The 23,687-nt window shown below is 38.4% G+C and carries 19 protein-coding genes, 1 pseudogene and 1 riboswitch; of the genes and pseudogenes, 4 read left to right on the top strand and 16 right to left on the bottom strand.

The genetic code is table 11. The features are described from left to right. Position 1: 1 nt before the first annotated feature. The 3 genes from POF52_RS04080 to yneA form a co-directional block, all read right to left on the bottom strand. Positions 2-232, bottom strand: coding sequence for a DUF896 domain-containing protein (locus tag POF52_RS04080; RefSeq protein WP_176583337.1), 231 nt, complete (start codon positions 230-232; stop codon positions 2-4). A gap of 69 nt (positions 233-301) precedes the next feature. Next, positions 302-970, bottom strand: a complete 669-nt coding sequence (locus tag POF52_RS04075; RefSeq protein ID WP_034649300.1) for a YneB family resolvase-like protein — start codon at positions 968-970, stop codon at positions 302-304. Positions 971-1,023: 53 nt separating this feature from the next. Further along, positions 1,024-1,353, bottom strand: coding sequence for a cell division suppressor protein YneA (yneA, locus tag POF52_RS04070; protein ID WP_013084723.1), 330 nt, complete (start codon positions 1,351-1,353; stop codon positions 1,024-1,026). A gap of 146 nt (positions 1,354-1,499) precedes the next feature. Here yneA and lexA point away from each other — a divergent pair, with 146 nt between their 5' ends. From lexA to POF52_RS04055, 3 genes and pseudogenes are all read left to right on the top strand, one after another. Continuing rightward, the gene (gene lexA / locus POF52_RS04065) at positions 1,500-2,117 is read left to right on the top strand and encodes a transcriptional repressor LexA (RefSeq protein ID WP_013058778.1); all 618 of its coding nucleotides are present in this window, start codon (positions 1,500-1,502) and stop codon (positions 2,115-2,117) included. Between the two features lie 213 nt (positions 2,118-2,330). Further along, the gene (locus POF52_RS04060; RefSeq protein WP_176583338.1) at positions 2,331-3,776 is read left to right on the top strand and encodes a hypothetical protein; all 1,446 of its coding nucleotides are present in this window, start codon (positions 2,331-2,333) and stop codon (positions 3,774-3,776) included. Between the two features lie 103 nt (positions 3,777-3,879). Continuing rightward, positions 3,880-4,345, top strand: a pseudogene (locus tag POF52_RS04055) (glycosyltransferase); the annotation flags it as partial. Positions 4,346-4,383: 38 nt separating this feature from the next. On the opposite strand, the gene POF52_RS04050 reads toward POF52_RS04055, so the two are convergent. The 7 genes from POF52_RS04050 to hflX all read right to left on the bottom strand — a co-directional run bounded on the left by POF52_RS04050 (position 4,384) and on the right by hflX (position 14,136). Beyond that, the gene (locus tag POF52_RS04050) at positions 4,384-5,361 is read right to left on the bottom strand and encodes a cation diffusion facilitator family transporter (RefSeq protein WP_271989931.1); all 978 of its coding nucleotides are present in this window, start codon (positions 5,359-5,361) and stop codon (positions 4,384-4,386) included. 109 nt (positions 5,362-5,470) lie between these two features. After that, positions 5,471-7,297, bottom strand: coding sequence for an APC family permease (locus POF52_RS04045; protein ID WP_013084729.1), 1,827 nt, complete (start codon positions 7,295-7,297; stop codon positions 5,471-5,473). 162 nt (positions 7,298-7,459) lie between these two features. Further along, a riboswitch (cyclic di-AMP (ydaO/yuaA leader) is annotated at positions 7,460-7,602 on the bottom strand. A gap of 191 nt (positions 7,603-7,793) precedes the next feature. Next, complete coding sequence (locus tag POF52_RS04040) at positions 7,794-8,852, bottom strand: N-acetylmuramoyl-L-alanine amidase (RefSeq protein ID WP_271989925.1); 1,059 nt, start codon at positions 8,850-8,852, stop codon at positions 7,794-7,796. Between the two features lie 728 nt (positions 8,853-9,580). Further along, positions 9,581-10,915, bottom strand: coding sequence for a type I glutamate--ammonia ligase (glnA, locus tag POF52_RS04035; RefSeq protein WP_013084732.1), 1,335 nt, complete (start codon positions 10,913-10,915; stop codon positions 9,581-9,583). A gap of 83 nt (positions 10,916-10,998) precedes the next feature. After that, positions 10,999-11,406 (bottom strand): MerR family transcriptional regulator, encoded by a 408-nt coding sequence (locus POF52_RS04030; protein WP_013058786.1) that lies wholly within the window; start codon positions 11,404-11,406, stop codon positions 10,999-11,001. 190 nt (positions 11,407-11,596) lie between these two features. Further along, positions 11,597-12,859 (bottom strand): methionine gamma-lyase family protein, encoded by a 1,263-nt coding sequence (locus POF52_RS04025; protein ID WP_025750257.1) that lies wholly within the window; start codon positions 12,857-12,859, stop codon positions 11,597-11,599. Positions 12,860-12,873: 14 nt separating this feature from the next. After that, positions 12,874-14,136 (bottom strand): GTPase HflX, encoded by a 1,263-nt coding sequence (gene hflX, locus POF52_RS04020; RefSeq protein ID WP_016765352.1) that lies wholly within the window; start codon positions 14,134-14,136, stop codon positions 12,874-12,876. Between the two features lie 277 nt (positions 14,137-14,413). Between hflX and POF52_RS04015 the strand changes: the two genes are divergently transcribed. Continuing rightward, a complete protein-coding gene (locus POF52_RS04015) occupies positions 14,414-15,025 on the top strand; it encodes a trimeric intracellular cation channel family protein (protein WP_013084735.1) in 612 nt (203 codons plus the stop codon). Positions 15,026-15,057: 32 nt separating this feature from the next. On the opposite strand, the gene spoVK is transcribed toward POF52_RS04015, so the two are convergent. The 6 genes from spoVK to POF52_RS03985 all read right to left on the bottom strand — a co-directional run bounded on the left by spoVK (position 15,058) and on the right by POF52_RS03985 (position 23,624). After that, the gene (spoVK, locus tag POF52_RS04010) at positions 15,058-16,014 is read right to left on the bottom strand and encodes a stage V sporulation protein K (RefSeq protein WP_016765353.1); all 957 of its coding nucleotides are present in this window, start codon (positions 16,012-16,014) and stop codon (positions 15,058-15,060) included. Positions 16,015-16,201: 187 nt separating this feature from the next. After that, on the bottom strand, positions 16,202-16,426 hold the full coding sequence (gene hfq, locus POF52_RS04005) for an RNA chaperone Hfq (protein ID WP_013058791.1): 225 nt from the start codon (positions 16,424-16,426) through the stop codon (positions 16,202-16,204). A 32-nt stretch (positions 16,427-16,458) separates the two neighbouring features. Then, positions 16,459-17,409, bottom strand: coding sequence for a tRNA (adenosine(37)-N6)-dimethylallyltransferase MiaA (gene miaA, locus POF52_RS04000; RefSeq protein ID WP_026106681.1), 951 nt, complete (start codon positions 17,407-17,409; stop codon positions 16,459-16,461). A 100-nt stretch (positions 17,410-17,509) separates the two neighbouring features. Continuing rightward, the gene (gene mutL / locus POF52_RS03995; RefSeq protein WP_271989916.1) at positions 17,510-19,387 is read right to left on the bottom strand and encodes a DNA mismatch repair endonuclease MutL; all 1,878 of its coding nucleotides are present in this window, start codon (positions 19,385-19,387) and stop codon (positions 17,510-17,512) included. Between the two features lie 18 nt (positions 19,388-19,405). After that, positions 19,406-22,063, bottom strand: a complete 2,658-nt coding sequence (gene mutS, locus POF52_RS03990) for a DNA mismatch repair protein MutS (RefSeq protein WP_271989913.1) — start codon at positions 22,061-22,063, stop codon at positions 19,406-19,408. A gap of 163 nt (positions 22,064-22,226) precedes the next feature. Continuing rightward, entirely contained in the window at positions 22,227-23,624 is a 1,398-nt protein-coding gene (locus POF52_RS03985) for an amino acid permease (protein WP_013084740.1), read from the bottom strand. Between the last annotated feature and the right edge of the window lie 63 nt (positions 23,625-23,687).

Raw genomic sequence — 23,687 nt, 5'->3', positions numbered from 1 at the left:
CTTAGTGAAGACGTTTCTTTTTACTCTCTTTTAACTTCTTAGGCGTAACATCTTTACCTTCTTCATCCACAACTTTAATCGTATGAAGGTGATTTGTCATAGATTGTCGGAAAACTTTTAAATATTCCTGACGTAGCTCTTGCTGTTCTTTCGCTTCAAATTCTGTCAGACCTTCAGCCTTTGCCTTTTTTGAAAGAGCATTAATACGAGCAAGTTTATCTTTTGATAGCATATAAAACCTATCTCCTTATAATCAATAATTAAAATTACCGAACCGTTCCGGCAACATGTAGTCATCTTACTAAATCTCTTTCGTTTTATCAAGAGATTGAGCACTCTCTTGGTATTCTTGATAGCGGCGATGTACCGTCGCTTTTGAAATATTATAGCCAAAACCTTTTAGCGTAACTGAGATTTCAGCAAAGGTTAAGCCGTTATGACGAAGGCGGACAATTTCTTCAATTGGCGCTTCTTTTTTTTCTCTTCCCGAGTTAACTCCTTGATTTTTTAAATTTTGCTGCGGACGATAACCGTTTTCTACAGCTCTTTTCATTCCTCTTTTAATTTTAGCATTATGTAATTTCCGCTGATGCTCTTCCACTAAGCTAATAATATCTAACACCATTGAATCAGATTCTGAAAGCTGAAGCTGGCCTTGATGACTAATCGTATAGATGGTAGCATTTTCTTTATGAAAAGCATGAAGCAGCGCAATTCGGGCATTTCCTCTGCCTAATCGTGTTTCATCTTGAATAAGCAACACAGATATTTTTTCTTCTTTCATTGTATGAAGAACATCCAAAATACCCTCTCTGTCTACTTCATATCCGCTTGCTTTTTCCATTACGACTTTTTTTACGTCTAGATGGTGAAGATCAGCAAGCTTTTTTAATTCTTCTTGCTGGCGCTGTAAAGATGTTTCTTGGGTTTTTTTATCCGTACTGACACGGCAATAAATAATGGCATCCACTTTTATCACGACCTTTTCGGCTTCTAACAATATTCAGGAACGACCGTTACACACTACTGTTCAATTGCCACTTGATTATGTAACTCTTTTTTTAAAACAGGAATATATAATTTATCTCCAGGAGATAAAGACTGCGCAGTGTCTGAGTTTAAGTCATTGACGTCTTCAACCCATTTGACAAATTCATTGGTGGTCAAATGATGGTGATTATGATACTTGTTGGACAATTCCCAAAGCGTATCTCCTTTTGTAATAGTAACCGTTGAATATTTGTCTAAATCTACTTTATCCGCTCCTAAAACCAGCGTCAATACATATGTAAGTGCAGCGATAACTGCAAAAAAAATAGCGTAATGTTTCATAGAATGTAAGAATTGTTGCATATTATGATCCCCCTATCAGAATATATGTTCTTATTTTAGTGAGAACATTTGTTTCTGTCAATGGAATTCTTCGAACTTATGTTTGTATATTGACACATCACGTGGTATAATTCACCTAAAGAATAGCTAAAATCGAGGTGAAAAATATGAAGCTATCAAAACGTCAACAAGACATACTAGATTTTATTAAGCATGAAGTAAAATTAAAAGGTTATCCGCCTTCTGTGCGTGAGATTGGGGAAGCGGTAGGATTAGCCTCTAGCTCCACTGTACACGGACATTTAGCTCGTTTAGAAAGCAAAGGGTTAATTCGCAGAGATCCGACAAAACCAAGAGCAATCGAAGTTCTTCAACTAGACGAAGTAAACATCCCTAAAAGCAATGTCATAAATGTTCCTGTTATCGGTAAAGTAACAGCGGGTCTGCCTATAACAGCCGTTGAAAATGTGGAAGAATATTTCCCTCTTCCAGATAAATTTGTTTCTCCAGATGATCATGTATTTATGCTTGAAATTATGGGAGAAAGTATGATTGAAGCAGGTATTCTAGATGGCGATATGGTAATCGTACGTCAGCAGCAAACAGCTAATAATGGAGATATTGTGGTCGCTATGACCGAAGACAACGAAGCAACGGTAAAACGTTTCTTTAAAGAAGAAAATTTCGTTCGTTTACAGCCTGAAAATTCAACGATGGCGCCTATTATTCTTCGCCACGTAACGATTTTAGGAAAAGTAACTGGTGTATATCGCACGATTCACTAATCAGATACTGTATGTAAAACCAACTAATCATGATGTTAGTTGGTTTTTTTACGTTTGTTTTCTAAAAAAATTGGCATATTATAAATGATACGTTGAATCATCGCAGGCAGGTAGAACGGTTTTTGTAAATCTTGTTTTACCTTTTTTACTTTCTACCTGCATTTCCTCGACTCTTACAAGGAAATACAACCGACTATAAGAAGGATGTAGTTTATGACCAATACACCAAGGAAAACAGAACCATTTCAAACCATTGTACCTACCAAAGCAATGAACATGTTTCTTTTTCCTTTTTCCTTTGACCGAAAAAATAAAGAGCAGCTTGTTCATGCACTGAAAGAAAATTTGTTTGAGTTTTTTTCCATTCAAAACAAACATGTAGAAAAAGAATACTACGGAGAACAGTATTACGTATCTCATGATAGCTTGGATCAATATTTTCTTCCTTACATTGAATGTATTCTATTCCCTGATTCCTGCGAAAAAGAAGGCTTGCTTCGATTTTCAAAAAAAATAGACCATACCGTTACGCTACAAACTTCCTCCACCACCGTGTCTAGCAACGTGCTGTCTGTGGATGTTTTTTTATGTCCTTTTGAGATTGGCGTCATGACCATTCGCACTGAGATGAGTCATAATCATTACACCTATGATGACATTTTAGAATTCATGAATCATTTTCGTGTATTAGAACCGAAGCTTGCTGAAGAGCATGGATCCACCATTACCTATGAACATCACCGCTATAGCAAAGTACAGGATTATATTTTTTCACAGCTTGCGCCATTTTTGAACGAACACATCAAAAAAGAAGCCACGCGTGAACAGCATGTAGGGAGCCTTCCTTATTTTATCGATGAACGGATGTTTGTATTAAGTTATGTAACGGTAAATCAAGAGCAAGAGATTAACTCCACAACTTTATTTCGTACTGGGCAGCTAAATAGCTATACGCCTGACGGGAAACCGTTTATCTCTGCACACAACCACGAGTATATTAAAACGTATAATACCAAACACGTGTACTCCAGATGGGCTCCTGAAACCTATTACGTTATAACAGACCATGTGTTTTCGTGTATTTCTAAATCGACAGACTCTAAAACGGATCAGCTTTTGATGAATCATCTATTTGGCCAGCATTATTATAATTTATTTTTGCATTTTTTCTATAAAATCGTGTTGCTAAAACTATCTTATGAGTATTCTCAGCTCACGTTTCATAAAAATTCAGAGGGCATTGAGCGACTAATCCGCTCTATTACCGTATTTTCAGGTAAATATTTATTTTTAGAAATTAGCTCTCGCACAGAAGGTCAAGAGTTTTCTGAGCTCTTTAAAAAAATCTTCCACATCAATTCTCTTTATCAAGAAGTCAAAGAAACCCTTGGTACTTTGTATCAAAATCAAGAGAAAATTGCGGCCAAGCGTCACAATTACTTATTATTAATTTTAACGATTTATACCGTTCTTTCCGGTATTTACGGAATGAATTTAGTTATTAGCAAGCTAAAGGGAAACATCAATTGGGATAGTATGAAGCAGTTTTCTATCTTTGAATATATCGCTTTAATAGTAGCTCTATCAGGAATTCTGATCAGCATTAGTCTCGGAGTGAGCTCCCTATGGAATTTATTAAAAGATCGATTTAAAACATAAAAGCTGTTCGCATACTTATGGATGCAAACAGCTTTTTCTATTACGAAATCTTTTTCCTACTCCGCTTACTCTTTTATCAAACGTTATGCCGCTGTTGTAATTTCAAATGACTGAACGTAATCGTTTTGTACGAGGAATGATGTCTTGGATTGGCTTCAGGCAAACATATGTAGAATATGAGCGCGATGAACGTTTTGCTGGTGAAACAAAATATCCTTTAAAAAAGATGATCAAGTTTGCTTCAGATGGAATTATTGGGTTTTCAACGAAGCCTTTGCGTTTAGTAATGGTTATTGGCTTATTATCGGTTTTTGTATCACTTTTAGTTTTAATATTCGATTGTTGTTTGGCTGATAGGTAAAAACATTCAGCCTGGCTGGACTTCTATTATGGTAGCTATCACCTTCTTTAGCGGTATTCAGCTACTTGGTTTAGGTCTAGTCGGACAATACATCGCAAGAATTTACGATGAAAGTAAAAATAGACCTATTTACGTTGTACGTGAAACCATTAACTTCTCGAAAGCTTCAACAGATTCTCCGAACGTACGTGAAAAAGTATATAGCTAAAAAAACAAGGAAGAAAACAGTTGTTTTCTTCCTTGCTTTTATTCTTTTTGAAGCTGTAAATCACTTGGCGCCCAGTCCGGAATTCCATCATCTTCATCAAATTCAATAATGACATCCGTTACTCCTTTTTCCTGTAAAATACGATTTTCCAGACGATCTTTAATGTCATCAGCTTCTGCCACTGTTAAAGAAGGATCAATTTCTACTTTTAATTCAACGTGAAGCTCTTCTCCTTCTTTCATCACCATTAATGTTTGAATATCACGCACTTGTACATCTTGCATGACAATCGCGCCAATTTTTATTTCCATTTCTTTATCTGCTTCACCAAGCGCTCCAGCAGCATTATCTAAAAATACTCGTCCTACCACAAAAAACATCATAAGCCCAATTAAAATAGAAGCAATTCCTTCAGCTTGGTGAAAAGGTGTAAACCGTGAAATGAAAACGGCTATTAACGCCAATACGCCTCCTCCAGTAGCTACTAGATCTTCCATAAAGACCAGCTTGGTTGCTGGCTTTGCTTTCCTTAAATGAACAAAGCTTTGGGTAAAAACATTGACCTCTGTAGTATTCATTCCGACATCGTGCAAAATTTCTTTCATTGCCTTAAATAGGACAAACATCTCAAGTAACACCGAGATGCCAAGTACTGCAATATTTAAAATAAAGCCTGAAGACTTCGTCGGATGAAGAATATGGTGATATCCTTCTTTAATCGTTTCAAACGCCATAATCCCTACTACAAGAACCGCTCCCAATAGAACGAGATTAACCAATCGGCCGAAACCGTTTGGAAATCGTTTGGTCGGGGCTTTTTTACTTAATGCCGAACCTATAAAGACAAAAAACTGATTAGCTGCATCGCCTAAGCTGTGCATCGTTTCAGCAAACATTGCTACATTCCCTGTTAAAGCGAAGGCAATACCTTTAATGATAGAGATAATGGTATTAACTACAGCGGCCATGATGGCGGATTTATTTCCCTTTCGCAACAATTTAATTAATTCACTCATATAATCCCTCCGTTTGCGCCTTTGATGAGATTCGATTACGGTTAGTGTATGTGAATTTAAAAATTAAAAACCTCCGACATACAAGTTGGAGGTTTTTAGTCATGTTTCATTATTTTTTAAAACGGTACGGTACAGTTGTAACAATTACATTTTTACGGTAAAGCAAATGTGCTTTTAACAACAGACTGGACTGATTGTGAAGGATATTTTGCCAGCTTTTTTTCGTAATGAATTGCGGAATAACGACCGTAATAGCCATATTATTTTCCCGGGCTTTTTCCTCAGCCATATCGATGAATCGAAACAGCGGCCGCACTAAGCTGCGGTATTGAGAATGAAACGTAACAATACGAATATCAGGCTGCCACTTCTCCCACTTCTCTTCCATTCTCTTTTCGCTTTCTCGATCAAAGGCCACATGCACTGCAATAACGGTATCGCCAATCGTTCTTGCATAATTTAATGAATTTTCTACTACCTTTGTCATTCCTGCTACAGGAACAATGACCACACTTCCTTCAAGCTTTCCAATCTTTTCTCCTTGCTTAATGCGAAGCTGCTCTCCTACCGCTTCATAATGCGTATGAATGCGATGAAAAATATAGACAATAACCGGTAAGAAAATGAGCACGGACCATACTTGTGAAAACTTCGTTGTAAACAAAATAATTAGCACCGTTAAGGTAATGAGGGCACCAATTAAGTTAATGGTTAGCTTCCCTTGCCAGCCGGCCGGCTTTTCTCTAAGCCATTTGACAATCATGCCTGTTTGAGAAAGCGTAAATGGAATAAACACCCCGACTGCATAAAGAGGAATTAATTGTTCAGTCGCTCCTTTAAAAGCTACAATTAAGACAATAGAAGCAATTCCAAGGGTCACAATTCCATTTGAATAGCCTAATCGATCGCCACGAATTTGAAACATTCTTGGCATGTATTTATCAGACGATAAGTTGACAGCCAGCAAAGGGAAAGCTGAAAAGCCCGTATTCGCCGCTAGCACTAGAATTAGAGCTGTTGTGCCTTGAATAAAATAATAAAATCCATTTCGTCCAAACACACTCGATGCAATTTGTGATACAACCGTTTCATCTGCTTTTGGAGAAATGCCAAGCCAATAAGCTAAAAACGTGATGCCAGAAAATAAAACGGCTAAAATACCGCCCATCAGCATTAATGTATGAACAGCATTTTTTGCACCTGGCTCTTTAAAGTTAGGCACTGCATTTGAAATAGCTTCTACACCTGTCAATGCCGAACAGCCTGATGAAAAAGCTTTTAATAATAAAAACAAACTAATACCTGGCACTACTGTACCGAGAGATGGATGCAGCTCAGGTGAAACTTGACCTGTCGCTATTTTAAATAAGCCTACCGCTATTAACAAAATAAGAGCAATAACAAATAAATAAACCGGATAAGCTAATACGGAAGCGGATTCTGTTACACCACGTAAATTTAAGACGGTAATAAAAATCACCAGCAAACAGGCAATTACTACATTGTAATGATGCAGCGTGGGAAAAGCCGAAGTTAAAGCATCGGTTCCTGCTGAAACACTCACAGCAACTGTTAAAATATAATCCACCAACAATGATCCCCCAGCGATAAGCCCGGGATTTTCCCCTAAATTGGTTTTCGAAACAATATAAGCTCCTCCACCTTGCGGATACGCATAAATAATTTGGCGATATGAAAGAATTAAAGCCGTCAGCAGAACCAATACCCCAAGCGCAATTGGAATCGAATACCAATAGGCAAGGACGCCGACTGTTGCAAGTACAATCAAAATTTGTTCTGTTCCATAAGCCACTGAAGATAAGGCATCTGATGATAAAATAGCCAGTGCTTTAAGCTTACTAAGTTTTTGGTCGCCTAACTCTTTTGTTTTAAGCGGCTTTCCAATCAATAATCTTTTGAGAACTGAATAGTTCACGTAATTTCCCTCCGATGATTGCTTAGCTACTATTTACTGTTCATTGCTAAGCTCCGTTACAAGTTCACGAATAAGTGATATTATTCCTAAAAAATACCTTTTTATGTTAAAAAAACGCACAAAAAAAACACTAAGGGTTCTCAGCGTTTTTACACAGCTTAAACCTCCTCTCCAAAACGCTTATGGGGTTAGCTGTCGGATTCGGGCTATGAGAGTAGCCCTACCTTTTAAAAAAAGGATTCACCCCAAGTGACAATGCACAAATTTGGGTCCCCCACTTCTGACGAATTAAGCGATAACAGGTCAATATAATTTTCGGTTAAAGAGTATGATTGATAACATGTTTCTTTCATAACTATCCTTTGTTCTTAGATAATATACTCCCGTACAAATGGTTTGTAAAGCATTATTTTACGTAAACCAGAAAATAGTGCTTAAGGCGCTTTTAAGAGGAAAACAAAAGGCCTTCTGCCTGCTTACAGAAGACCTTCTTGCTTTAACTTTTTGCTTTTAAAACGGCTGCTAGCTTGTTTTTCGTTTGAGGACCATAAATGCCATCTACATCATAAGGAAGATACACAAGCTGAAAACGTCTGACTGCATCTTTCGTTTGAACTCCATATATTCCGTCTACTGACCCTACTTTAAAATTAACTGCGTTTAATGCTTTTTGAAGCTGTTTCACGGCTTCTCCAGAATCACCTTGTTTTAAAATTCCATTTGGAAGTGGATATTGTTCCGAAGGTGGAGTTGGTGACGGTGTTGGAGATGGGTTTGGTGAAGTTCCTGAAGGAATAACAATTGTTTTTCCAACCTGTAGGGTTAAAGGATCAGAAAGCCCTTTATTTGCTTCTTGCAGCGCTTGTACTGTTATTCCGTACTTCTGTGCAATACTGTACAGCGTATCTCCTTGCTTGATCGTATACGTTTTTGTACCTGGTTCAGAAGGTGATGGATTTGGTGTCGGTGTCGGTGTTGGAGATGGTGATGGATTTGGAACTGCACGGCGAGGTAAATTTAAATATACGGCAATTCCTTTAGCATACGATTCACCCATACTTTTTAAAAAAGCTTCATTTTGAAGAAGTGCTGCATCGGCGCTCCTATCAATAAAAGCTATTTCAGTGAGTACTGCAGGCATATTTGTTAAGCGAAGCACCGCATAATTGGCTGATTTTCGTCCGCGATTCGGATGATTATACGACAGCAGCGTTGGCTGTACTTGACCGTGCACAATCGATTGAAACGTTTTACTGGCATTGCTAGCGCTTCTATAAACATAATCTTCGTATCCTGTTCCTCCACCGGCATTTACGTGAATAGACATAAATGCATCTGCGCCCCACGAATTAGCTTGAGAAGCTCGCTGAGATAACGATAAAAAAACATCTGTGGTACGAGTGGTTTTAATCGTAAAATCACTGTACATGCTATTTAAATAGCTTATTAAATATTGTTGAATTTTTAAAACTAAGTTTTTTTCATACAGTCCGTTCGCTCCAACTGCTCCTGCATCTGCCCCACCATGTCCTGCATCAAGATAGATTTTTTTCATATTACTTGTCCCTCCTTATTGTTAACATATGCACGAGGGGAAAAAGTGCTACGTATACTAGCCTACTAAGTAGAAAATTACTAAAAAAAAGAACCGCTACTCAAAGGCAACGGTTTATTCTGCGTTGTAGACAGAATATTAAATAGGGATAGCTCTCAAGGAGTGACAGCTATATGCAGAGTGTTGATTCGTTGATTAAATGATAATAATTATCATTTTCATTTAAAGTATACACTAAAAGGAAAGTTTTGTCTATTCTATTATGAGAACAGGCTTATTTAAAAAGCAGAACGCCTATAACAATGAGAATAATCCAAATTGGAATGCTTATTAATATGCCTATTACTAAACCTTTGAAAAAATTTCCTTCTTGCATTTTCATTCCATTCCTCTCCAACAGTATTTTCTAATGACACTACGACTGGCTGAAAATTCTCTGAAGTTATACTGAAGTGCAGAGTGAACACATAAACAATCTCTCTATCTGTTATACACTACTTTTACATATAGATTCAATGAGACAAAAAGCTTATCCTTTTTAATTCATATAACCAAATTCTTTCCTGTATATAACAAAACAACAAAAATCCTCCCGTAAATTTTACGACAGGCAGCTATACTTGTTTTATAAACAGCTTAGTTCGATATTTAATATGCGCAATGTTATTCATTTTGAAAAACAAAAAAGTCCGAGAGAACGTATAAACGATCTCTCGGACTTTTAGGAATTAATATTGGCTCATGTATTGGTCACGTTCCCAAGGATGAACTTGTGTACGGAACATATCCCATTCGATTTCTTTCGCTTCAACGAAGTGCTCTGCTAAGTGTTCACCTAATGCAGAAACCATAACTTCGTTTGATTGGAAGCTATCTAAAGCTTGAGCTAATGTTGCAGGTAAATCTACGATACCTTCTTCAACACGCTCTTCTTTTGTCATTACATAGATATTACGATCGATAGGTTTTGGAGCTTCAAGGTTGTTCTTGATTCCATCTAAACCAGCTTTTAATAGAACAGCCATTGCTAAATATGGATTAGCAGCTGGGTCTACGCTACGTACCTCAACACGAGTTCCTACGCCGCGAGAAGCTGGGATACGGATTAATGGGCTACGGTTGCGAGCAGACCATGCAACATAACAAGGAGCCTCATATCCAGGTACTAGACGCTTATAAGAGTTTACAGTAGGATTTGTTACTGCTGTAAAGCTGTGTGCGTGCTTGATGATACCTGCGATAAATTGACGAGCAGTATCACTTAGCTCTAGATTACCGTTTTCATCATAAAATGCGTTTTGACCATCTTTAAATAATGAAACGTTACAGTGCATACCTGAACCATTCACACCAAATAATGGTTTTGGCATGAATGTAGCATGTAAGCCATGTTTACGTGCAATTGTTTTTACAACAAGTTTGAACGTTTGGATATCATCACAAGCTTTTAATGCAGCAGCATATTTGAAGTCAATCTCGTGTTGTCCAGGAGCTACCTCATGGTGAGATGCTTCAATTTCAAAGCCCATTTCTTCAAGCTCTAATACGATGTCACGACGGCAGTTTTCACCAAGGTCAGTTGGCGCTAAGTCGAAGTAGCCACCTTTATCATTTAATTCTAATGTAGGTTCGCCTTTTTCGTCTAATTTGAATAAGAAGAACTCTGGCTCAGGTCCAAGGTTAAAATCAGTAAATCCTAACTCTTCCATCTCTTTTAACACACGTTTTAAGTTATTACGTGGATCGCCATCAAACGGAGTTCTATCTGCATTGTAAATGTCACAAATAAAACGTGCTACTTTACCTTTTTCAGATGTCCAAGGGAAAATAACAAATGTATCAATGTCCGGGAATAGGTACATATCTGATTCTTCAATACGTACAAACCCTTCAATAGAAGAACCGTCAAACATCATTTTGTTGTCTAACGCTTTTTCTAATTGACTTACTGGAATTTCAACGTTTTTAATTGTTCCTAAAATGTCAGTGAACTGAAGACGAATATACTTTACATTCTCTTCTTGAACTTTGCGGAAAATATCTTCTTTTGTGTACTTTGCCATCGTGTGATCCTCCCCTAAATCTCTATATAATATTTATAATCTATACCACTCACATACGAACGGCATAAATATTGATAACTTTATTAATGAAAGAACCTGGACATATCTCCTTGATTTAAAGTTGCTCGATTAAAACGGCCTGCTTGCATAAGTTCTGCACGAAGCATTTTTCGCAATTCATCGTCCGTTAATTCTGGCTTTGCTGTTGCTGCCACAACTTTTTCTTCTTGCTTATGCCCTTTTTGCTCCTTTTGAAGATGAAACAGCTGTTTTACACCTGCTAAGTTTACACCTTGTTCAATAAGATCACGGATTTCAAGCAGCTTATCAACATCGTTAAATGAGAATAATCGTCGATTTCCCTCTGTTCTTACTGGTGCAACTAATTCATGTTCTTCATAGTAGCGAATTTGGCGAGCCGACAACTCAGTTAACTGCATCACAATTCCAATTGGGAAAAGTGGCGTATTTCTTCGAATGTTGTCACTCATTTCAGTTCCTCCTTTGGATTAACTATTTACATTGTATGCTATGTTAGTTCACCTGTCAACCGAATGTTAGTAATTCTAACATAAATTTTTCTGAACATTTCTTCTATACAAATAAATAGTACTTCGTTTATTTTTATAAGCCTATCTTTTCTTTCTTAGCGGGGAGAAAATAGTCTTTCTATCTTATATTTTATAAAAGTTCTTTCGTCAGCATTTGATCTACTGCCATGCATATTGCTACTTTTACGTGAGCATACGTTAACCCGCCCTGCACGTAAGCGACATAAGGAGGCCTGATAGGTCCATCTGCCGTCAGCTCAAGGCTTGCTCCTTGTATAAACGTTCCAGCTGCCATAATCACATCATCTTCGTACCCTGGCATATAAGCAGGATAGGCCGTTACGTGTGAATTAATTGGCGAAGCAAATTGAATAGCCTGACAAAAAGAAACCATTTTATCGCGGTCATCGAACTGCACGGATTGAATTAAATCCGTTCGTTCACTGTTCCACTTCGGTTCACTTTGCATCCCTAGCTCTTCGAACATAGCGGATGAGAAAACCGCTCCTTTTAATGCTTGACCGACTACGTGCGGAGCCAAAAAGAAACCTTGATACATTTCTTGCAAGCTATACAGCGTCGCTCCAGCTTCTGCACCGATTCCAGGAGTTGTCATTCGGTATGAACAAGCTTCCACTAGGTCTTTTCGTCCTGCAATATAGCCGCCGATTTTAGCAAGACCTCCACCAGGGTTCTTAATGAGCGACCCCGCCATCAAATCTGCTCCTACATGCGTTGGCTCGATTGTTTCTACAAATTCACCGTAGCAGTTATCGACAAATACTATAACGTCAGGCTTAATACTCTTTACAAAAGAAATCATTTCTTTTATTTGCGCGACTGTAAAAGAAGGGCGAATGCCGTAACCTTTTGAGCGCTGAATGCCTATCATCTTTGTGTGCTCATGAATAGACGCTTTCACTTCTTCAAAATCCACTTGACCTTGCGCTGTTAAATCTACTGATTTATAGCTAATATTATATTCTTTTAAAGAGCCTACGCCGCTTCCTCGTATACCAACAATTTCTTCAAGGGTGTCATAAGGCTTTCCAGTTATATATAATAGTTCATCTCCAGGACGCAGTACACCAAACAGCGATATACCAATTGCGTGCGTACCTGAAATAATTTGCGGACGCACCAGGCAAGCTTCTGTTCCAAAAACGTCCGCGTATACTTTCTCCAACGTATCGCGGCCTAGATCGTCATATCCATACCCCGTTGTCGGATTAAAATGTGAATCACTCACTCGATTTTGCTGAAAGCTTTGCAGCACCCGAAATTGATTTGCTTCAATGCGCTCGTCAATTTTCTCATGTACAGGCTTAATTTGTTTTTCTACTTTTGCAGCAAGTTCCCGAATGCGTGCCCCGTTTTTTAACTGATCAAACATCATTTCTTTGTTCCTCAACTTTCTTCAAGCGTTTGTAGCTTTTTGTAAAGGGGATGCTCTTTTGCAATATACCCTTTGCACTGATACTTCTCAGTTTCTTCATTAAATTTTAACGACTCAAGAATAGAGACCGTTTTGAGTTCAGCGAGCATTTTTCCTTCATAAGCCGGCAGCAGCACATGAAAAAACGCCATTTCTTTTTTCATTTCTTCTTGAATTCTTTCTCCAAGCTTCACTAAATCAGTAGCTTTAAAAGCGCTCATTGATAAAGATGTGGAAGCGGATGGGACAAATAGTTCATGCTGCATATCTTCTTTATTGTAAACTGTCAGCATCGGAATGTCCGTTACGTTCAGCTCTTCTAGTAAGCGATGCACTGTTTTTTCGTGGTTGTTGTAATCTGGATTAGAAGAATCTACCACGTGCAGAACAAGGTCAGCTTCGGTTACTTCTTCAAGTGTTGAACGGAACGCGGCTACTAACGTTGTTGGAAGATCTTGAATAAATCCAACCGTATCCGTTAAAAGAGCCGTTAGTCCTGACGGAAGCGTATACTGTCTTGTCGTTGGATCAAGAGTTGCAAACAGCTGATTTTCTTCAAAAATACCCGCCTCTGTTAAGCGGTTAAAGATCGTCGATTTACCAGCGTTCGTATAGCCCACAATTGCAATTTGATAGACATGATTACGCTTACGTCTTTCTCGATAACGTTCGCGGTGACTTACCACTGTCTTTAACTGACGCTTAATTTCATCAATTTTACGGCGAATATGTCTGCGGTCACTTTCAAGTTTCGTTTCACCAGGACCTCTTGTTCCAATTCCGCCTCCAAGACGCGACAAAGCGGTACCTTGTCCTACTAACCTAGGCAGCAGATAATTTAATTGAGCCAGTTCCACCTGCATTTTTCCTTCTCGCGTTTGAGCACGCTGTGCGAAGATATCCAAAATCAGCTGCGTACGGTCAATAACACGCGCAGATAACCCTGCTGACAAATTGCGGATTTGACTCGGTGACAATTCATCATTAAATACAATTAAATCAGGCTCTAACTCTTCTTCAAGAGCCACAAGTTCTTCTACTTTCCCTTTTCCAATATAAGTAGCGGGATGAATGCGATCGCGCTTTTGCGTTAACCTTACCAGCACTTCGCCTTTTGCAGTCTCAGTTAAAGATGCTAGCTCATCCATTGAATATTCAAAACGTTCGTCATCGTCATGAAGCTGACATCCGACTAAAATTACGCGTTCAAGTTCAGTATTCATTTCTGCTGTCAAAGATTTTTCCTTCCCTTACTATTAAATTGACAAATCATTCATATCATATCAAAAAAATGTCTATTTCTCCATCTTTGCAAAAGAGACAGAATACATTGTCTTTTACTAGTTTAACACCCTTTTTAAAATCTATAAAACGATGATTAAAAAAACATTGAAATATCACGAAATTCTGTATACAATTTGAATTGGTTTAATTATCAAAATTTGAATCAGGCTGCCTGATTTTAAAATAATAGTCGCTACTTGGTGAAAACAGAATAAAGGGGATAGCATCATGACTTGGGACGTACTTAGCATTATTGGAACGATTGCCTTTGCAATCAGCGGAGCTTTCATTGCCATGGAAGAGGAGTATGATATTTTAGGCGTTTACATACTGGGAATCGTAACGGCTTTTGGCGGAGGAGCCATTCGAAACCTGCTTATCGGTGTACCGGTGTCTGCCCTTTGGGAACAAGGACTCTTTTTTCAGATTGCTTTATTATCTATCACTGCCACTTTTTTATTTCCAAACAATATCTTAAAACATTGGAAGCGATGGGGAAACTTTTCGGACGCCATTGGCCTTGCAGCATTCGCGATTCAAGGAGCGCTTTATGCCACTCATATGAACCATCCGCTTAGCGCGGTTATTGTAGCTGCGGTCTTAACAGGAAGCGGCGGGGGAATTATCCGAGATTTATTAGCACGCCGAAAGCCTACTGTTCTTAAAGATGAAATTTATGCGGTATGGGCGATTATTGCAGGATTTAGCGTAGGGCTGCATATTACAAATACGCCTATAGAACTTTATACGTTATTTATCTTACTTGTAGGTCTTCGGATGTGTTCATATATTTACAAATGGCGCCTGCCGATCAAAACGATTCGACAACCAAATATGTAGAAAAAAAGCCTTTCGTAACGAAAGGCTTTTTTTTACAGCTGAATATCGCTTGACGTTAAAGTTAGAAGCTCGTTGCGCTCAAAGCTTTCTTCTTCTAAAAGCCTCATGGATTGAGTACGTATGGAACGTTCGATAATGTTTCGCACATATCGACCATTACTAAAATCCCTAGGCGTCTGATTGTACTTCACGTCCATAAAATGATCTTTTAGCTTTTTATAGGCCTCTGTACTAAACTGATACTGTCTGTCATTCATCATGTGACCGGCAATGTCCATCAGTTCATTTACATCATAATCCGGAAAATCAAAAATAAACGGAAACCTAGAGCGCAGCCCTGGATTAAGACTTAAGAAATTTTCCATTTCTCTTGGATAACCAGCTAAAATCAATACAAACTTATCATTTGAATCTTCCATATGTTTGACCAATGTATCAATTGCTTCTTTTCCAAAATCTTTTTCTCCCCCTCTTGCAAGAGAATAAGCCTCATCAATAAATAAAATACCTCCAAGCGCTTTTTTTACAAGATCTCTCGTTTTCTGAGCGGTATGACCAATGTATTCTCCAACTAAATCTGCCCGCTCTGCTTCAATTAAATGTCCTTTAGACAAGATGTTCATATTCAAAAATAATTTACCTAGCAGGCGGGCTACCGTCGTTTTCCCTGTTCCTGGATTTCCTTTAAACATCATATGCAGCGCCTGCTTTCCCGCTTTTAAGCCCTGTTCCTCTCTTTTTTTGTTAATATATAACCACGCATATATTTCTTTTATCATTTTTTTCAATTCTTCCATTCCAACCAGTCCGCTCATTTCTCGTTCAATTTCCCGAAGCGGCTCATGATTTATGACAGCTTTTTTGGCAGGACGCGGAATTGATGTCGTATACGATTTTTCCTTTTTTGTTTCATTATTTAAAATGATATTAATTTGCCCATTATTTTTAAGAGTTATCGGCTGTTCCACCATGTTCACCTCTCGTTTCATCCCACTTCTCTGTATCGCATAGCTGCATGCGATGAACGATACGAAGACAATGATCCCTTATTACCGAAGAAATAATCGTCTATTATAAGGTTTATGTTCAATGAGTAAAAACAATGTTAAGAAACTTTTCTAAGCCTTTATTTACATAAAAAAAGCATCCGAATATGCGGATGCTTCTCTTTAATCTCTATTCAAGTTCTACTGTAATATTTTTATTTGGTACAAATGTCGAAATCGCATGTTTATAAATCAGCTGCTGTTTTCCTTCAGATTCAATTAACACAGTAAAATTATCAAATCCTTTAATTAGTCCTCTTAATTGAAAACCATTTAAAAGAAATACTGTCACATAGATATTTTCTTTACGTAATTGATTTAAAAATTGATCTTGAATATTAACTGATTGTTTCATTATTCGGCCTCCTCGTTTCTCTATCTGTTTACTTAATTCGCTTCTTTCTTCAGCTTTCCTGCAATATATGTAAAAATTTCAGCAAACTTTTCGGGAAATTTGTCAACTTCCATTTCTATCCATTTTACAGGCATTTTATTTCGAAACCACGTTAACTGACGCTTTGCATATCTGCGTGAATTTTGTTTCAACTGTTCAACGGCTTCTTCGAGCGTACAGCGTCCCTCAAAATAAGCATAAAGCTCTTTGTAGCCGATAGCTTGAATTGATTGTACATCATGCAGACCACTTTCGTACAATGATTTGACTTCCTCAAGCAGTCCAGCCTGCATCATCATATCGACTCGGTGATTAATTCTCTCATATAATACGTCTCTATCCATTGTAAGTCCAATAATGGTTACATCGTATAATAACTCTTGCGACTGTTCTTTTGTATAGTCACTGAATTTTTTGCCGGTTACTTCATAAACTTCAAGCGCTCGAATTACACGGCGATGGTTATTTTTATGAATAGCAGCCGCACTGTCTGGGTCAATTTCTTTGAGCTTTTCATACAGGGGATCGATGCCATGAGCTTCAATAAATACTTCCATTCGTTCACGAACTTTTTCATCACTAGGAGTTTCTGTGAACTGATAATCATAAATAACGGATTGAATATAAAGACCCGTCCCTCCAACAATCATCGGCATTTTTCCTCTAGCATGAATATCATCGATTTGTTTTCTTACAATCTCTTGAAATTCTGCCACAGAAAACGATTCATCCGGCTCCTTAATATCGATCAGGTAATGGGGAACCCCCTGCATCTCTTCTTCTGACACCTTTGCTGTTCCGATATCCATCCCTTTATAAATTTGCATCGAATCACCTGAAATAATTTCTCCGTCTAACTGTTTGGCAAGTTCAATGCTTAATTTTGTTTTACCAACCGCAGTTGGTCCAATAATGACAATAAGTTTTGGTTTCTCTCCCGTCATAACAACACTACTTTCATCTATAGGCATTCACATCATTCCATTTTATCCAAATGGTGATGATTTATTCAACAAAACGGCTAGCTGCAGCTAGCCGCATTGCCTACATCACTCGCTTAAACATTTTTTCCATTTCATACGTCGAATGATGAATAATAATTGGTCGTCCGTGGGGACACGTAAATGGATCCGTAGTTTTTCTCAACGTTTCAAGTAAAGCAAAAATTTCATCGTTTCGCAAATGATGATTCGCTTTAATCGATCCTTTACAGCTCATCATAATAGCCGCTTCTTCTCGTAACTTTTCGATATTGACTCGTTTCATGGTAAAGATTTGCTGAATCATTTCTTCAATGGTTTCCTGTTCCTCTCCTTTTGGAAACCACTGCGGATGCGAACGAACTATATAGGAGTTTTGTCCAAACGGTTCTAAGAAGACTCCTACTTCAGCAAGCATGTCTTTGTATTCTTCTAAAATCAAGGCTTCATTTCCCGAGAACTCTAGCGTAAGCGGCATAAGCAGTTCTTGAACTTCTGAATCTACTTCTCCGAGCCTTCGCTTAAAATATTCGTACTTAATTCTCTCCTGCGCCGCGTGCTGATCAATAATAAATAATCCTTTTTCATTTTGTGCCAAAATATACGTTCCGTGCATTTGACCAATTGGGTACATCGCAGGAACACGCGGTTCTGGCTGATCTTCGGCTGAATGGTTCGGTTCTGGAATAGGAGCGTTTTCTTCCACCGATTCTTCATAGTGTTCTATTTCTCGAAACGTTGGTTGGAGTTCTTCATCTTGACGTATGACCTCTGTTTTAACAGGCGGCATAATCTCGTCTACACGAGCCGGAGCCTCCTTAAAACTAGGCTCGCGAACCGTATTAGAGGGCTGATAGCCAGACGTTTTAGACTGATGATCAAATGTAAAGGTCTGCTGCTCAGTTGGCTGAACAGCAGATTTTGACTTAGTTGGTACTACAGCATCCGGAATTAACTGCTGCTTTTTAAAAGCAGCTTTCACTCCTTGTTCAATAAGCTCAAACAGCTCCGCTTCTTTACTTAAGCGCACTTCTAGTTTCGCTGGATGAACATTCACGTCCACTAACAAAGGGTCCATTGTAATGGTTAAAAACACGATTGGAAAACGGCCGATAGGTAAAAGGGTATGATAGCCCTGCTGTACCGCTTTTAACAGCCCGTAGTTTTTAACAAACCGACCGTTAATAATGGTGGACATATAGTTACGAGAAGCTCTTGTAATTTCAGGAAGAGCGACGTAACCATTCACTTCATAATCAAGTGACTGAACGTTAATCGGAATCATTTTTTTGGCTACTGCCATTCCATAAATAGCGGCAAGCACTTGGCGCACATCTCCGCTTCCGTTCGTATACAGAAGCTGTCTTCCTTGATGCATCAGCCGAATTGAAACTTCAGGATGAGACATCGCAAGGCGATTGACGACATCCGTTACGTTACCAAGCTCCGTGTTTACCGTCTTCATATATTTCAAACGTGCAGGTGTGTTGAAAAATAAGTTTTCAATAACAAGTTCGGTACCTTTTCGGCTTGACGTTAATTCGTGATGAACGATTTCTCCGCCTCTAAGTTTAAGATGAGTGCCGGCTTCTTCTCCCGTACTCGTTTTGAGTTCAAGCATTGAAACTGAAGCAATACTTGGCAAAGCTTCACCGCGAAATCCTAACGTTCGAATTCGAAATAAATCTTGTTCTGTTTTGATTTTACTTGTCGCATGTCTTTTAAAAGCGGTCAAGCAGTCTTCAGAAGCAATGCCGTCTCCATTATCCAATATACGAATTTTTGAAAGCCCAGCTTCTTCTAGCTCAATTTCAATAACTGTACTGTTTGCATCAATAGCATTTTCGACTAGTTCTTTCACCACCGAAGCAGGTCGTTCAACAACTTCTCCGGCAGCAATTTTATTTGAAAGTTCGTCTGAAAGCTGCACAATTTTACCCACAGACTCACTCCTCTCAATCTATTTCTTCTTTAATGATTTTTGCAGTTCATACATCGCATTCATTGCGTCTAAAGGCGTCATTTCTAAAATATCCAGCTCTTTTAAACGATCTATAATTGCTTTTTCCCGTTTCGAAAGCGCAGGCTTTTCTTTTTTCTCTTCTATTTCAAAGAACGAAAGCTGATTGGCTTCATCTGCTTTTTTACTATCTGCACGTTCTTCTTGAACCAAAGAAGCACCTTCTTGTGGAACTTGTTGTGTTACCTCTTCTCTTTTTGGAGCCTGACGTACAGGTTCACGCTCAGAAGATTGTTCTAAGTCGTGTAAGATGACGCGAGCTCGCTCCAGAAGCGGATCTGGAAGTTCTGCTAGTTCCGCTACGTGAATACCATAACTTTTATCTGCAGCACCCTCTTTGATTTTGTGTAAAAAGACGACTTTCCCATTTTTTTCAACCGCGCTTACATGAACATTTTTAAGCGCAGGAAGCGACTCATCGAGTACGGTTAATTCATGATAATGAGTAGAAAATAGGGTCTTACAGCCAATATGTTCATGAACGTATTCAATAATTGCTTGAGCAAGAGCCATTCCGTCATACGTAGACGTGCCGCGTCCAATTTCATCTAATAGAATTAGACTCGACTGAGTGGCATTTGTCACTGCATTTTTCGTTTCTAGCATCTCGACCATAAACGTACTTTGACCTGAAATTAAGTCATCGGCTGCTCCAATACGTGTAAATACTTGATCAAAAATCGGCAGAACCGCTTCGTCTGCTGGCACAAAACAGCCAATTTGAGCTAATATCGCCGTTAAAGCGACCTGGCGCATGTACGTACTTTTACCAGACATATTGGGTCCTGTAATCAGTAAAATTGAACTATCATCCGTCATTTGACAGTCGTTTGGCACATATTCCTGCGAATTCATTACTTTTTCTACCACTGGATGGCGTCCATTTTGAATCGAAATATCTTCACTTGAAAAAATAGGCTTCGTGTAATGACGTTCTTCACTGATTTTTGCAAAGCACTGCAGTACATCAAGCTCACTTACTTTTTTAGCGAGTTCTTGCAGCCTTGGGATATATGCTTTTACTTCCTCACGAATTTGTAAAAACAATTCATATTCCAGCTCTACAATTTTCTCTTCCGCTTCTAAAATCAGCGCTTCTTTTTCTTTCAGCTCAGGCGTAATAAAACGTTCTGCATTGGTTAACGTCTGTTTTCGTTCATACATTCCTTCAGGCAAAAGATGCAGATTTGCCCGCGTTACTTCTATATAATAGCCGAACACGCGATTATAACCAATTTTCAGTGAGCGAATCCCCGTTTTCTCACGCTCTTGCTGTTCAAGTGACGCAATCCACGTTTTTCCGTTTCGGCTTGCATCTCGGTATTGATCAAGCTGTTCATGATAGCCGTCATTAATAATGTCTCCTTCTTTAATTGACAAAGGAGGGTGCTCTTTTAATCCTCTTTCAAGAAGATCAGCTAATCGCTCACAAGGATCAATGTCTTCAACAAGCTTTGTCGCATAAGGATGATTCAAACGATTCACAACCTCTTGGATATGAGGTACATTTTGCAATGATTTTTTTAATTGAATTAAATCACGAGCATTTACATTACCAAAAGCGACTCGACCAGCTAAGCGTTCTAAATCATATACGTCTTTTAGCAACTCACGCAGTTCTTCTCGTTCAAAAAACTGTTTCATTAAGACATCTACCATATTCAAACGATTATCAATATCCGCTTGTTTTAAAAGCGGACGATCAATCCAATTTTTTAATAAACGGCCGCCCATTGCCGTAACGGTCTGGTCTAATAACCATAGAAGCGAGCCTTTCTTTCCTTTTGAACGAATCGTTTCGGTTAACTCTAAGTTTCGCTTAGAGAACAAATCAATTTTCATATATTCATTGATTTGATAAAACTGCACGGGCTGTAAGTGTTCAAGCGAACGCTTCTGCGTGCGAGTTAAATACTGAAGAATACGCGCAAACGTTGTAATAAGCTTTTGCTGCTGAAGCGACTCTACTAAATAATCTAGTCCTTCTACTTGCTCTGTACTATTCTCATAAGAAATGGTAATCGTCATGCGCTCTTTTAGTGTTTGTAATAAGTCAGCAGGAAACTCAGAGCTTACAACGACTTCTTTTGCTTCTTTTGCATAAATCTCTGAGACTATATCGTGAAACGAACTAACAAGCGTTACGCTGTTTTCTCCTGTAGACAAATCAGAAAGAGCAAGACCAAACGTTTGATCCTCGAACGCAGTAACAGAACAAATATAGTTATTTTCCTTTTCATGCAGTCCGCGTTCGTTCATCAGTGTTCCGGGTGAAATCACCTGCACCACTTCCCGCTTTACAACACCTTTTGCATGCTTAGGGTCTTCTACTTGCTCACAAATAGCTACTTTAAATCCCTTTTCAATTAAACGCTCGATATACGTAGGAGCAGAGTGATACGGAACCCCGCACATCGGAATTCTCTCTTGTCCTCCTCCGTCTCGGCTTGTTAATGTTATTTCAAGTTCTTGAGAAGCTGTCGTAGCATCTTCAAAGAACATTTCATAAAAATCACCTAATCTAAAAAACAAAAAGGCATCTTGATACTCTGCCTTAATTCTCAAATATTGCTGTATCATTGGCGTATACGCTGCCATACTATTCCTCCATACCACATCTAGTTGTGCGTTTTTGCTACACGTATTATAACATAAGTCTTTCTTAAACTTAATTTATTCAAATAGAACAATCTTCAATTTCTTTTCATAAAACAAATAAAAAAGCTTCGGACGAAGGAAGAAGCTTGTCCGAAGCTTTTCATTATTTACTGCTGTTCAAATGACTATGCTTACGTCCGTATAAGAAGTAAACCACTAGCCCTAATACAAGCCAAATTACGAAACTAATCCATGTTAACTTTGGAAGCTGAAGTGCTAAGTATAAACAGAACACAAAAGCTAAAATTGGAATCACCGGCACGAACGGTACGCGGAAACCAGTCGATTCTGAAGTTTGTTTTGATTTACGTAAATATAAAATTCCAATTGATACGGTCATGAAAGCAAAAAGAGTACCGATGTTTGTTAACTCAGCTAATCTTCCTAATGGTACTAAACCAGAGAAGATGGATACTAGTAAACATGTAATCCACGTATTTACTACCGGCGTTTGTTTTTTCTCACTGATTTTTGAAAAAGGCTTTGGCAATAGACCATCTCGACTGATCGCATAAAATAAACGAGTTTGTCCATACATCATAACGAGTAATACCGTTGTAATACCAACAATTGCGCCTAATGAAATAAATCCTGCTACCCAGTCTTGGTTAATGTAGCTTAAAGCAAACGCTACAGGGTTTTTAACATTTAATTCTGTATAAGGTACGATTCCTGTTAAGATAAGCGATACGACGATATAAAGGACTGTACAAATCGCAAGAGATGCGATAATTCCGATTGGCATATCCCGCTGAGGCTTGCGTACTTCTTCGGCCGCTGTTGCTACAGCATCAAACCCAATGTAGGCGAAGAATACAGTTGCTGCTCCAGTCGCTACTCCCGAGAAGCCAAACGGCATAAACGGCGTCCAGTTTTCTGGTTTAACATAGCTAACTCCTACCCCGATAAACAGAAGTACAACAGCCAGTTTAATAATAACCATGATAGCATTAAAACGTGAAGATTTTTTTACTCCTTGCGTTAAAAGTAATGTGATTAAAAATACGATCATAATTGCTGGAATATCAATATAGGTGCCGTTTGCAGGATTATATGCACTTGTTAAAGCTTTTGGAAAATGTATGCCAAACCCTGCTAATAATCCTTGGAAATACCCGGACCATCCGCTGGCTACAGCAGAAGAAGCAAGACCGTATTCCAAGATAAGATCCCACCCTAAAATCCAAGCGATTAATTCACCAAATGTTGCATAACTGTAAGTGTATGCACTTCCTGAAACGGGAACTGTTGAGGCAAACTCTGCATAACAAAGAGCTGCAAACACACACGCAAGTCCTGACATAATGAAAGATATAACTAAAGCTGGACCGGCATGTTCAGCGGCGGCTACGCCCGTTAATACAAAAATTCCGGTTCCGATAATGGCTCCAATCCCTAACATTGTTAAATCGAAAGCGCCTAAATCCTTTTTTAATTTAACACCTTTAGAGTTGGTTTCACTAATTAACGTTTGAATTGATTTTTTACGAAATAAGCTCATAGTAAACCCCCAAAAAATACTTATCTGATATAACTAAATTTTCTGAAAATTAATGCATTATTT

The sequence above is a fragment of the Priestia sp. AB genome (genome assembly GCF_028369225.1).
Taxonomy (GTDB): Bacteria; Bacillota; Bacilli; order Bacillales; family Bacillaceae_H; genus Priestia; species Priestia megaterium.
Note: the sequence above shows the minus strand (reverse complement) of the source record. Positions and strands in the feature narration are given on the sequence as shown.